9 protein-coding genes are annotated in these 12,957 nt (G+C 69.2%); all 9 read right to left on the reverse strand.

Annotated elements, in window-relative coordinates; translation table 11 throughout:
- Positions 1–27: 27 nt before the first annotated feature.
- The 9 genes from ACH5A8_RS08520 to ngcE all read right to left on the reverse strand — a co-directional run bounded on the left by ACH5A8_RS08520 (position 28) and on the right by ngcE (position 12,629).
- Entirely contained in the window at positions 28–1,569 is a 1,542-nt protein-coding gene (locus tag ACH5A8_RS08520; protein ID WP_398999362.1) for an amino acid permease, read from the reverse strand.
- Between the two features lie 256 nt (positions 1,570–1,825).
- Complete coding sequence (gene dxs, locus ACH5A8_RS08525) at positions 1,826–3,757, reverse strand: 1-deoxy-D-xylulose-5-phosphate synthase (protein ID WP_398999364.1); 1,932 nt, start codon at positions 3,755–3,757, stop codon at positions 1,826–1,828.
- Between the two features lie 535 nt (positions 3,758–4,292).
- A complete protein-coding gene (locus ACH5A8_RS08530; RefSeq protein ID WP_398999366.1) occupies positions 4,293–5,582 on the reverse strand; it encodes a sugar ABC transporter permease in 1,290 nt (429 codons plus the stop codon).
- Positions 5,579–6,370, reverse strand: a complete 792-nt coding sequence (locus ACH5A8_RS08535; protein ID WP_398999368.1) for an ATP-binding cassette domain-containing protein — start codon at positions 6,368–6,370, stop codon at positions 5,579–5,581. The genes ACH5A8_RS08530 and ACH5A8_RS08535 overlap by 4 nt, the downstream gene beginning before the upstream one ends.
- 197 nt (positions 6,371–6,567) lie before the next feature.
- Entirely contained in the window at positions 6,568–7,689 is a 1,122-nt protein-coding gene (locus ACH5A8_RS08540) for a sugar ABC transporter substrate-binding protein (RefSeq protein WP_398999370.1), read from the reverse strand.
- Positions 7,690–7,811: 122 nt separating this feature from the next.
- The gene (locus ACH5A8_RS08545) at positions 7,812–9,011 is read right to left on the reverse strand and encodes an ROK family transcriptional regulator (RefSeq protein ID WP_398999372.1); all 1,200 of its coding nucleotides are present in this window, start codon (positions 9,009–9,011) and stop codon (positions 7,812–7,814) included.
- Positions 9,012–9,248: 237 nt separating this feature from the next.
- Positions 9,249–10,172 (reverse strand): carbohydrate ABC transporter permease, encoded by a 924-nt coding sequence (locus tag ACH5A8_RS08550; RefSeq protein WP_398999374.1) that lies wholly within the window; start codon positions 10,170–10,172, stop codon positions 9,249–9,251.
- A gap of 2 nt (positions 10,173–10,174) precedes the next feature.
- Entirely contained in the window at positions 10,175–11,101 is a 927-nt protein-coding gene (locus ACH5A8_RS08555; protein ID WP_398999376.1) for a carbohydrate ABC transporter permease, read from the reverse strand.
- 82 nt (positions 11,102–11,183) lie between these two features.
- Entirely contained in the window at positions 11,184–12,629 is a 1,446-nt protein-coding gene (gene ngcE, locus ACH5A8_RS08560; RefSeq protein WP_398999378.1) for an N-acetylglucosamine/diacetylchitobiose ABC transporter substrate-binding protein, read from the reverse strand.
- Positions 12,630–12,957: the final 328 nt, after the last annotated feature.

Below are 12,957 nucleotides of genomic sequence, written 5' to 3' on the forward strand. Positions count from 1 at the left end.
TCGGGTCCGCCGGGTCCGCCGGGCCGGCTACGGGGCTTCGGCGCGGCCCGCGCCACCCGCTCCGGGTGTGCCGGAGGTGCCCCCGGAGGCGGCCCGTTCGCGTTCCGCCAGGCGGCTGTGGGTGCGGCCGTAGAGGAAGTAGACGACGAAGCCGATCGCCATCCAGATCGCGAAGCGGATCCAGGTCTCGGCGGGCAGGTTCAGCATCAGCCACAGGGAGGCGCAGACCGAGAGGATCGGGACGACCGGCACCCAGGGCGTGCGGAAGGCACGGTGCAGGTCCGGGCGCGTGTTGCGCAGGATGATCACGCTGATGGCGACCACGATGAAGGCGAACAGCGTGCCGATGTTCACCAGCTCGGCCAGCACGCTGAGGCTGGTGAAGCCCGCGACGATCGCGATGACGACGCCGAGGAGGATCGTCGGGCGGTAGGGGGTGCGGAAGCGCGGGTGGGTGTGGGAGAAGAAGCGGGGCAGCAGGCCGTCGCGGCTCATCGCGAAGAAGACGCGGGACTGGCCCAGCAACAGGATCATGCACACCGTGGTCAGGCCGACGGCCGCGCCGAAGCTGATCAGACCCGCGAACCAGGGGTGCCCGGTGGACTTGAAGGCGTCGGCGAGCGGAGCGTCCACGGAGAGTTCGCTGTACTTCTGCATGCCCGTCACGACGATCGACACGGCGACGTAGAGCGTGGTGCAGATGATCAGTGAGCCGAGGATGCCGCGCGGGACGTCGCGCTGCGGATTCCGGGTCTCCTCGGCGGCGGTGGCCACGACGTCGAAGCCGATGAAGGCGAAGAAGACGACGGAGGCGGCCGTGAAGACGCCCATGACGCCGAAGTCGGAGGGCGCCCAGCCGATCATCAGCTGGATGAGCGGGGCCTTGAGGTTGCCGCCCGCCGGCACCGGCTGCGACGGCGGGACGAAGGGATCGTAGTTGCCGCCCTTGACGAAGAAGGCGCCCGCGATGATCACGACGAGCACGACGGCCACCTTGATCGCGACGACGACCGAGGTGACGCGTGCGGAGAGCTTCATGCCGACGACGAGGATCGCGGTGAGGACCAGGACGAGGGCGGCGGCGAGGATGTCGAAGCCGAATCCGGAGGCGCTGTCGCGGCCGGCGACGTACGGGGGCAGGTGCCAGCCGGCGTTGTCGAGCAGCGAGTGGATGTAGCCCGACCAGCCGACGGACACCACCGCCGTGCCGAGCGCGAGCTCCAGCACCAGGTCCCAGCCGATGATCCAGGCGGGGAACTCGCCGAGCGAGGAGTAGGAGAAGGTGTACGCCGATCCGGCGACGGGGACGGCGGAGGCGAACTCGGCGTAGCAGAGCGCGGCGAGCGCGCAGACCACGCCGGCGACGACGAAGGAGAGGGCCACGGCGGGGCCGGCGGTGTTCTTGGCGGCCGTGCCGGTGAGGACGAAGATGCCGGTGCCGATGATGACGCCGACGCCGAAGACGGTCAGGTCGAGGGCGGAGAGGGACTTCCTCAGCGCGTGCTCGGGTTCCTCGGTGTCGCGGATCGACTGTTCGATGTTCTTCGTCCGGAACAGCGAATTGCTCACGGGCCTACCTCCCACGCGCGTCGTCCTCGACATGGCTCGACATGATCGAGAGGGCTGGGGATGCGTATGCCCCCGCACAGGCAGGTTCACGCAGGCGGGCCGGTTCCGCCACCCGTGACGGGTGGCGGAACCGGCCCGTTGCGGCGTCCGTGCGACTTGGGCGGGGCCGGGCCGCGGCCGGGCCGGAGCCGGTCGGGAGTGAGCGGGCGGTCGCGCGGGCGGACCGCCGGGGCGGTCGCGCGCGGGCCCCGCGCCGTCAGTCGCGCGCGGGCTGCGCCGTCTGGTCCACCTCGGCGGCCGGGCGTTCGAAGCGGCCGTCGAGCCTGGCGACGAGGCCCGTGACCTGGCGGGCGATGTCGGGCGCGGTGAGGCCGATCTCCGCCATGACCTCGGCGCGCGAGGCGTGGTCGAGGAAGCGCGGCGGGATGCCGAAGTCGCGCAGCGGCACGTCGACGCCCGCGTCGCGCAGCGCCTGGGCGATCGTCGAGCCCACGCCGCCGACGCGGGAGTTGTCCTCGACGGTGACGACCACGCGGTGCCGTTCGGCCAGCGGGGCCATGGCCTCGTCGACGGGCTTGACCCAGCGCGGGTCCACGACGGTGGTGGAGATGCCCTGCTTGTCCAGCAGGCCGGCGATCTCCAGGCACATCGGGGCGAGCGCGCCGACCGAGACGAGCAGGACGTCGGGGGTGTCGGTGCCGGGCTCGCGCAGTACGTCCATGCCGCCGACGCGGCCGACGGCGGGCACGGCGGGACCGACGGCGCCCTTGGAGAAGCGGACGACGGTCGGGGCGTCGTCGACCTGGACGGCCTCGCGCAGCTGGGCGCGGACCTGGTCGGCGTCGCGCGGGGCGGCCAGCCTGAGGCCGGGCACGACCTGGAGGATGGACATGTCCCACATGCCGTTGTGGGAGGCGCCGTCGGTGCCGGTGACGCCGGCCCGGTCCAGGACGAAGGTGACACCGCACTTGTGCAGGGCGACGTCCATCAGCACCTGGTCGAAGGCGCGGTTGAGGAAGGTGGCGTAGACGGCGAAGACGGGGTGGACGCCGCCGTGGGCGAGGCCGGCCGCGGAGACGGCGCCGTGCTGCTCGGCGATGCCGACGTCGTAGACCCGGTCGGGGAAGGCCTTGGCGAACTTGTCGAGGCCGACCGGCTGGAGCATGGCCGCGGTGATGGCGACGACGTCCTTGCGCTCCTTGCCGAGCTTCACCATCTCCTCGCCGAAGACGGACGTCCAGTCGGCGCCGGAGGTGGCGATGGGCAGGCCGGTGTCGGGGTGGATCTTGCCGACGGCGTGGAAGCGGTCGGCCTCGTCCTGGAGGGCGGGCTGGTAGCCGCGGCCCTTCTCGGTGAGGCAGTGCACGATGACCGGGCCGCCGAAGCGCTTGGCGCGGGTGAGCGCGGACTCCAGGGCCTCGATGTCGTGGCCGTCGATCGGGCCGACGTACTTGAGGCCGAGGTCCTCGAACATGCCCTGGGGAGCGATGAAGTCCTTCAGGCCCTTCTTGGCGCCGTGCAGCGTCTCGTAGAGCGGCCGGCCGACGACGGGGGTGCGCTCCAGCACCTCGCGGGTGCGGGCGAGGAAGCGCTCGTAGCCGTCGGTGGTGCGCAGGGTGGCGAGGTGGTTGGCGAGGCCGCCGATGGTGGGCGCGTAGGAGCGCTCGTTGTCGTTGACGACGATGACGAGCGGGCGGTCCTTGGCGTCGGCGATGTTGTTGAGGGCCTCCCAGGCCATGCCGCCGGTCAGGGCCCCGTCGCCGATGACGGCCACGACATGGGCGTCGCGCTCGAGGACCTCGTTGGCCTTGGCGATGCCGTCGGCCCAGCCGAGGACGGTGGAGGCGTGGCTGTTCTCGATGACGTCGTGCTCGGACTCTGCCTGCGAGGGGTAGCCGGACAGGCCGCCCTTCATCTTCAGCTTCGAGAAGTCCTGGCGGCCCGTGAGCAGCTTGTGCACATAGGACTGGTGGCCGGTGTCCCACAGCACCTTGTCGGTGGGCGAGTGGAAGACGCGGTGCAGGGCGATGGTCAGCTCGACCACACCGAGGTTGGGCCCGAGGTGGCCGCCGGTCTTGGAGACGGCGTCGACCAGGAAGGTCCGGATTTCCTCTGCCAGCTGATCCAGCTCCTCCAGGCTGAGCCGGTCCAGATCGCGCGGTCCCCTGATGCGGGTCAGCAGCGGCACCCGTGCCTCCTTGCAGTAGAGCTGATCGAGCTTTCGGCGGGCTTGTCGAGTCTAATGTTCCGCCTCGGCGGCCGATGTCCGGGCGGTGGGTCGTAGGTCACGCGAACGGCTGTACCCCGCGGGCGGGGTGCCATGACCTGCGCACGCCAGACCCGTCGGCGTCCGAACCGTGACCGTCCTCACGTCCGCGCGCACCGCGTCCGACCCGCCGTCAGCCGCGGCGCGCGGCCCCTTGGGCCCGTGCCGTCCATGGGGCCTGTGCCCGTCAGGGGCCCGTACCGCCCACGGCGCACGGCTCAGCCGGGCGGCAGGCACGCGGCTCACCGAGCCCCTGCCGCCCACGGTCCACGGCCCATCCGGACCCGCGGCGCCCCCGGGCCGCCGGCCGAGGACCGGACCGCGGGCGCCGCGGGTCACCGGTCACCGGTCACCGCCGGGAACGCGGGTGCACCCGGCGCCGGTCACCGGCCCCGGACGCGGGTGTGCCCGGCACCGTCCCCGGTGCCGGGCACACTCCTCGTGCGGCATTGGTCGCTCAGGCGCGGCCGGCCGACTTCTGGGTCTTGCGGGTGACCGAGTCGATGACGACCGTGGCGAGCAGCACGCCACCGGTGATCATGTACTGGATCGGGGTGGCGATGCCCTGCAGCGCCAGGCCGTACTGGATCGAGGTGATCACCAGCACACCGAGCAGCGCGTTCCAGGTGCGGCCCCGGCCGCCGAAGAGGCTGGTGCCGCCGATGACGGCCGCGGCGATGACGTTCATCAGCAGGTCGCCGGAGCCGGCGCTCTGGTTGGCGGCCGCGATCTTGGAGGCCCAGAACAGACCGCCGACCGAGGCGAAGAAGCCCGCGATGGCGAAGACCGAGACACGGACCAGGGTGACGTTGATGCCGGCGCGGCGGGAGGCCTCGACGCTGCCGCCGAGCGCGAAGACCTTGCGGCCGTACGCGGTGCGGCGCAGCACGAAGTCGCTGCCCACCAGGACGATCGCGAAGAGCAGCACCGCGAGCGGCAGGCCCTTGTACTGGTTGAACATGATCGCCACGGCGAACGCGGCGATCGCGAGCAGCACGGTGCGCAGCACGATGTCGCTCAGCGGACGCGACGGGATGCCCGCGGCCTCGCGGCGGCGGTTGCCGAGGAAGGCCGACAGGAAGTACCCGGCGACCGCGACGACGGCCAGGAGGTAGGCGGCGGCCACGTCCGAGAAGTAGTACGTGGTGAGCTTGCCGACCACGCCGTCGCCGTCGATGTTGACGGTGCCGTTGGAGCCCAGGACCTGGAGCATGAAGCCGTTCCAGAACAGCAGGCCCGCCAGGGTGACGGCGAAGGCGGGCGCGCCGATCCGGGCGAAGAAGAAGCCGTGCAGGGCGCCGATGACCGCGCCGGCCGCGAGGGCGGCGACGACGGCCACCCACTCGTTGACGCCGTGGGTGACGCTCATGACGGCCAGGATGGCCGAGGAGACGCCGGAGACGGAGCCGACCGACAGGTCGATCTCGCCGAGCAGCAGCACGAAGATGATGCCGACCGACATCATGCCGGTGGCCACCATGGCGACGAAGATGTTGTTGAGGTTCTCCGCGCCCAGGAAGGCCGAGTCGAGGCTCTGGAAGATCGCGCAGATGACGATGAGGCCGATGACGACCGGCAGGGCGCCGAGGTCGCCGGCGCGCATCTTGCGCTTGAACTCGCCGAGGTAGCCGGCGAAGCCCTGCTCGCGCACGAGGAGTCGGGGGTCGACGGCGGGGGCCGCGTCGGCCGCGGCGGCGGGCGCGTCCACGGGGGCGTCGGCCGGGGCCTGGGTCTTGTCGATGCTCACTTCTGAGCCTCCGCGGTGGTGCGCGCCGCACGACGGGTCACGGCGTTGTCCGTGGCGCCGGTGATGGCGGAGATGATCTCTTCCTGCGAGGTCGTCTTGACCTCGAACACGCCGTTGTTGCGGCCGAGCCGCAGGACGGCGACCTTGTCGGCGACGGCCTTCACATCGGCCATGTTGTGGCTGATGAGGATGACCGCGAGGCCGCGCTCGCGCAGGCGCTCGACGAGGTCGAGGACCTGGGCGGTCTGCTCGACGCCGAGGGCGGCCGTCGGCTCGTCGAGGATGACCAGCTTGGGCTCGCCGAGCATGGAGCGGGCGATGGCCACGACCTGGCGCTGACCGCCGGAGAGCGAGGCGATCGGGATGCGCACGCTGGGGATGCGGATGGACAGGGTCTGGAGCAGCTCGCGCGAGCGGCGCTCCATCTCGACCTCGTCCAGGACTCCGCGGCGCTTGATCTCGCGGCCGAGGAACAGGTTGCCGACGACATCGATGTTGTCGCACAGGGCGAGGTCCTGGTACACCGTCGCGATGCCCAGGTTCTGGGAGTCGTGCGGCCGGTTGACCGCCACGGCCTTGCCCTCCCACTCGATGACACCGTCATCGATGGGGTGCACGCCGGCGATCGTCTTGACAAGGGTGGACTTACCGGCGCCGTTGTCGCCGACGAGGGCGACCACCTCTCCGGCGTGGACCTCAAGCTCTACGTCGGTGAGCGCCTGGACGGCACCGAATCGCTTGGAGACCCCGCGCAACGCCAGCACGGGCGTAGCGGACACGTGAACCATCTCCTTCGCCGCCTGAGCCTGACCCCGGCGGGAGGTTGAACAAGAAGAGTGAGGGGGGTGCGTTCGTCCGGCGCCCCGCCGTTGTGCTGCGGGGCTGTCGGCGGCGGGGCGCCGGACGTGCTGACACGGGTGCGCGCGTTCGATGGGCGCGGTCGCCCGTGCAGGTCGGCGGGGCCGCCGTGGGCGGCCCCGGGGTACTACTTCAGACCGATCTTGGCGCAGGCGGCCTTGTACTTGGCGGTGCAGATCTCACCGACCGTGTAGTAGCCCTGCTTGACGACCGTGTCGCTGACGTTGTCCTTCGTCAGGGAGACGACGGGGACGATCACCGACGGGATGCCCTTCTCGGTGCCGCTGTCGACGGTGCTGGTGTTCAGCGAGCTGTCGATCTTGCCGGTCTTGGCGATCGAGACGGCCATCTTGGCGACGGTCTCGGCCTCCTGCGGGTAGGACTTGAACACGCTCATGTACTGCTCGCCCGCGATGATGCGCTGCACGCCCGCGAGTTCGGCGTCCTGGCCGGTGACCGGGGGCAGCGTCTTGATGCCCGCGCCCTTGAGCGCGGTGATGATGCCGCCCGCCATGCCGTCGTTGGCGGAGTAGACGCCGACGATCTTGTCCTTGCCGAGGGCGGAGATGGCGCCCTCCATGTTGGCGTTGGCGTTCTCCGGCTTCCACTCCTTGGTGTCGTACTCCTTGCCGACGTTCACCTTGCCGTCGAGCACCTCGTGGGCGCCCTTCTTGAACTGCGCGGCGTTCGGGTCGGTCACGGAGCCGTTCATCATGACGACCTTGCCGGACTTGGCCTTGCCGCCCAGGGCCTTCAGCAGGGCCTCACCCTGCGTCTTGCCGACCTCCTCGTTGTCGAACGAGGTGTAGGCGGCGATGGGGCCCTCGGCGAGGCGGTCGTAGGCGACGACCGGGATGCCGGCCTCCTTCGCCTTCTTCACGCCCTGGGCGACGGCCTTGAAGTCGACCGCGTCGAGGATCAGCACGTCGACCTTCTTGGTGATCATCGTGTCGATCTGCTGCGACTGGAGGGTCGCGTCCTGCTTGGCGTTGAGGTACTCGACCTTGCCCTTGCCGTTCGTGAGCTGAGAGATCTGCTTCTCGATGATCGGCTTGTCGAACTTCTCGTAACGAGCGGTCTGGTTCTCGGGCAGGAGCAGACCGACGGTGATGTCGTCGCCCTTGGGGGCGCTCGACTTCGGGCTGTCGGCCTTGTCGCCGGACTCCTTGGCGCTGCCGCAAGCGGCGAGCGAGACGGCCATGGCACCAGCAGCAACGGCGAAGGCCGCACGACGCATACGCGTGTTCACTTCTTCAAACCTCCCTGACGAGGCCGCGTCGTTGCGGCCGAGGTGGCTGGAAGTCAACTCGGCCACACGTGCGACGTCAAGAAGTAAATCCTTAACGAGATGGCAACGGTGCCATCCGTTCTCTAAGTGAAGGCGGGCGCGGCTGTGGACAGCACGCCGTCCAGAAGGGTCGAATCACCCATTTCGCTCAGTGCGAGGGCGAGCGCCCCGAGCACCTCCGCACGGCCGCCAAGTGCCCCCGGGAGCACCGACAGTTGGCGCGCCGCGCTGGGGATGGCGTAGCGGCCCACGGACTCCCTGATGGGCCCGAGGACCAGCTCGCCGGCCTCGGCGAGGTCGCCGCCGAGGACGACCCGGCTCGGGTTGAGGAGGTTGCAGAGATTGGCGACCCCGCTGCCGACGTGGCGCCCGACGTCGGCGATCACCCGGCGGCAGCCCGGATCGCCGTCCCGGGCGAGCCGTACGACGCCCTCCATGGTCAGGTCGGTGCCGTGACTGGGCTGGAGCAGCGGCAGGACGTAGCGGGCCGCGGTGAACGTCTCCAGGCAGCCGCGGTTGCCGCAGCGGCAGACCGGGCCGGACTCGTCGAGCGTGATGTGCCCGATCTCGCCCGCCGTGCCGCCGGGGCCGCGGTAGATCTTCCCGTTGATCACCAACCCGGCGCCCACACCGCTGGCGATCTTGATGTAGGCCAGGTCGCGGACCCCGCGCCCGCTGCCCCACACCAGCTCGCCCAGGGCGCCGAGGTTGGCGTCGTTGTCCACGTGCACCGGCACGCCGAGGCGCCCCCGCAGCTCCTCGGCGGGCTTGATGCCGCCCCAGCCCGGCAGGATGGCCGTGGAGCCCAGCGTGCCGGACTCCACGTCGATGGGCCCCGGCACGCCCAGACCGACGCCGGCGATCTTGGAGCGGTCGACCCCGGTGACCGCGATCAGGCGGTTGACCAGCTCTTCCGCCCGGTCGAAGCCCTGCACCCAGGAGGCGTCGACGTCCAGTGGCTCGGACTCCTCGGCCAGTACCTGGTGGGCCAGGTTGCCGATCGCCACCCGTAGGTGGGCGTGCCCGAAATCGACGCCGATCACGATCCCGGCGTCTCCGCTGAGGGACACGCTGCGCGCCCTGCGGCCGCCCGCGGACGTGGGCGTGACCTGGACCGTTCCGCCGTCCTTCAGCTCCCGCACGATGTTGGAGACCGTCGCCGCGGACAGACCCGTGGTCCGTGCGATCTCCGCCTGTGTGAGGGATCCGGCAAGACGCACGGCACGTACGACCCGCTCCAGGTTGGCTCGGTGCAGCGATGACTGCGACCCTGGAGTCTCCACGACGACCTCCTGAGCGCGGGGCCGCTTCGGCGAGGCCCCGTCCATGTCCAACAAGTGAACTCTAAGATGAGCCGTTCGGGTTGCCTCCCGTCAAGAGGTTGAACCGTTTCCGGGTACATGGACACCCCACGAGGGGCGTGGTACAGGCACGCCGAGAGCACGCCGATGCCGCCCCCGGCGGACCGGGGACGGCATCGGGGCCACGACGTGCGGGAAGGGCGAGGAAGGCTCAGGGCGCTACTTCAGTGCGCCCGCCGTCAGGCCCTGCACCACCTGGCGCTGGAAGATGATGTACGCCGCCAGGACCGGCAGCATCGCCATCACCAGGCCGGCGAAGAGACCGGACCAGTCGCCCTTGTAGCCCTGGCTGACGGCCAGCTCGACCAGACCCTGGGTGAGCACGTGCTTGTCCGGGTCGGTGTTGAGCACCGTGGGCAGCATGTACTGGTTCCACTGACCCAGGAAGTTGAAGATCCCCACGCTGATCAGGCCCGGCTTGGCCATCGGCAGCATGATCTGGAAGAACGTCCGGGTGTGCGAGGCGCCGTCCACGAACGCCGCCTCCGCCACCGAAACCGGCAGCGTCCGGAAGAACGCGGTCAGGAAGAAGACCGTGAAGGGCAGCGAGTAGGCGATGTAGACCAGGATCAGGCCGTGGATCGTGTTCAGCAGCCCCATGTTGTTCACTACGTAGAACAACGGGACCAGCGCCAGCATGACCGGGAAGCTCATGCCGCCGATGAAGAGGTAGTAGATGAAGCGGTTGCCCGGGAAGTCGAAGCGGGCCAGCACGTAGGCGGCCATCGACCCGAGCACCAGCGTGCCGATGAGCGAGCCGCCCACCACCAGGACGGTGTTGAGGAAGTAGTCGCTCATGTGGGCGTCGGTCCAGGCCCGCGCCCAGTTGTCGAAGTGCAATTTGTCGGGCAGCGCCCAGGGCGAGCTGAAGATCGCCCCGTCGCTCTTGAAGGACGTCATCACCGCCCACACCAGCGGCATGACGACCATGATCGCCCAGATGATCAGGACGCCGTGCGAGAAGACGTTGAGGACGCCGCCTTCCCTCGTCCGCCGGGGCGCGGCGCCGGCCGGTGCGCCGGCCTCGGCGACGGGGGCGCCGGACTCGGCCGGCAGGGGGGTGGGGGGCTCGGTCGTTTTCATGCTCAGAACTCCAGCCGCTCGCGCCGGCCCAGCCGCATGACCACGGCCGCGAAGGCCAGGGTGACGAGCAGCAGGGCGACGCCGATCGTGGTGGCGTAGGCGGCCTGACCGTCACGGAACGCCTTCTGGTACACGTACAGGACCATGACGGTGGTCGAGTAGTCGGGGCCGCCCGGTCCGGTCGTCATGATCTGTACGACCGCGAACGACTCCGCGCCGAGCGCGAGGATGCCCATGTAGACCCAGCCGGACTGCACGGTGTCCCACAGCAGCGGCAGGGTGATCCGGAAGAAGGTGGCCGCGCGGCCGGCGCCGTCCAGCAGCGCCGCCTCGTACAGATCCGCCGGGATGGAGGCCATACCGGCGGAGAAGAGGACCACGAAGAAGCCGACCTGCGACCAGACCAGCACGGCCATCACGCACCACAGGGCGAGGTCCGGGTCGCCCAGCCACAGCGGCTGGAGGCCGTCCAGCCCGATCCCGCGCAGCAGCGAGTTGATCGCTCCGCTGTCCGGGTTGTACGCGAAAGCGAACAGCAGGGCGACGATGGCGATCGACAGCACCTGCGGAAAGAAGTAGACGATCTTGTAGAAGCCGGAGCCGCGGACGCCGGTGACGGCCGGCCCGCCCTTCCTGCGCCGGCCGCCGACATTGATCATGAAGGCGAAGAACAGCGCCAGGCCGAGCGTCACCACCGGCAGCACGAGGGCGAACAGCAGACTGTGCTGCAACGACTTCCAGAAGATCTCGTCGTCGAGCATCCTCTTGTAGTTGTCGAAGCCGACCATCGAGAAGTCGGGACTCAGACCGGTCCAGTCCGTGAACGAGTAGTAGATGGACTGGACGAACGGCCAGACGACGAAGAGCGCGTACATCCCGAGGGGCAGCGCCAGGAACCCCACGATGAACCGGTACTTGCCGTGCTGCATTGCTGGTGACCCCGATCTGAAGGGCGGACGGTGCCGCCAGGGACCGCCCGGCGCCGGCCGGGCGGTCCCTGGTGACGGACCCTCACTGGTGCTTGTAGTGCTTGATCGACGTGTCCTTGGCGGCCTCGTCGGCGAAGCCCTGGATCTTCTTGATGGTCTCCGCCGGGGTGGCGCGGCCGGCCATCATCTCGCCGAGACCGGCCACGCCGATCTTCTCCTTCTGGAGCTGCACGTACCAGTCCTGCATGCGCGGGTTCAGCACATTGGAGCCGGCCTTCTCCAGCGCCGCCACGCCCGACTTCAGACCCGGGGTCAGCTCGATGCCGGAGGTGCCGCCGTTGTAGGCGGTCAGCGACTTCACCTTGGCCGTGAAGTTCTTGGAGGACGCCTCGCTGAGCATGATGCGCAGCTGCTCCATGCCGCCCGCCGGGTTGGCGGCCTTGGCCGGGACGATGAAGGGCTCGCCGCCGGAGGCCCAGATGGTGCCGAACGGCATCTTGTCGTTGCCGTCCAGTCCGCTGGGCGCGGAGACCGCGAGGTCGAAGTCGTCCGGGATCACGGGCGCGGACTCGTTCTCCACCCAGGAGCCGTTCGGGATGAACAGCGCCTTGCCCTTGGCCCAGGCGGTCTGCGACTGGATGTGGTCCAGGCCCGGCGTGCCCTTGAGGATGAAGCCCCTCTTGTAGAGCTCGTAGTAGGCCTCGAAACAGGTCTTGACGGCCGGGTGCTTCCAGGCGTTCGGCTCCAGGTTGTCGATGGCGTCCAGGACCTCACGGCCGCCGACCTTGCCGATCATCGGGTAGAGCGAGAAGGGGAGGTAGTAGGGGTACTTGCCCGCGTAGGTCCAGCCGGCCATGCCCTTCTTCTGGGCTTTCTGGCAGACCTTGATCATTTCGTCCCAGGTCTCGGGGTATTTCTCGTCCAGCGAGTCCAGGGCCTTCTGGGAATACCAGACGCCGTAGACCGTGTAGGCGTAGTAGAGGATCCAGACCGGCTTGCCGTCGAACTGGCCCATCTCCACGATGCCGGGCCGCAGCGTGTCGCGGACCTTCTTCGACGGATCGTCGTAGGACGCCGCGTCCAGCAGGGGGGTGAGGTCGGCGAGCTGGTTCTTTCCGACCAGTCCGCCCATGTCCATCTGCTCGGCGCCGGAGTTGTCGATGAGGTCCGGCGGCGTGCCGCCGTTGAACCGGGGCTGGAGCGTGGACTGGATCTTCTGCGTCGCGGCGAACTTCACCTTCGCCTTGGGGAAGTCCTTCTCGTAGATCTTGACCGCGTCCTCGGCGTACTCCTTGCCGAAACCGCCGTCGAACAGAACGAATTCCATCTGCGCGGTGTCATTGACACCGAGCGGATTCTTCGCTGTCTTCTTGCCCGCCTTGGCCTTGCCCTGGCCGTCGCCGCCACCGCTGGCGCACGCGGACAGGAGGCTCATCGCGGGTACGGAGATCAGCCCGAGGGCCGCGGACCTCTTGATCAGGTCGCGGCGGCCGACGCCCCCGTGGTTCTCGGCGGAAGTGGATCCCATGCGCAAGTCCTCGCCTTCTCCAGGACTCAGGCGGTGAACCGGATCCTCCCCGGCACCGCGGTAGGCCAAGCTGGGTCGTGCAGGAAGTACTTCGTGCGTCATCCACCGGGATTGCCGAGAAAACAAGGAGGACGGCGCGTTTCGCACGCCGAACCACCTTTCCGGCTCCCCCGGTACCGCTGTCGCCAGGTCGAACGGCTTCACGGACGCCGACAGGTATAGTCCACTCACAGGTGACGGAGCAAGATCGAACACAAGGTTCCCTGTCGGTCTTTTCCGAGTTGAGACCTCACGGAAATATGAGCCGCCCGCGGGTGCCTTGCCGGAA

This window comes from Streptomyces sp. NPDC018610, assembly GCF_044391765.1.
In the GTDB taxonomy this organism is placed as follows: domain Bacteria; phylum Actinomycetota; class Actinomycetes; order Streptomycetales; family Streptomycetaceae; genus Streptomyces.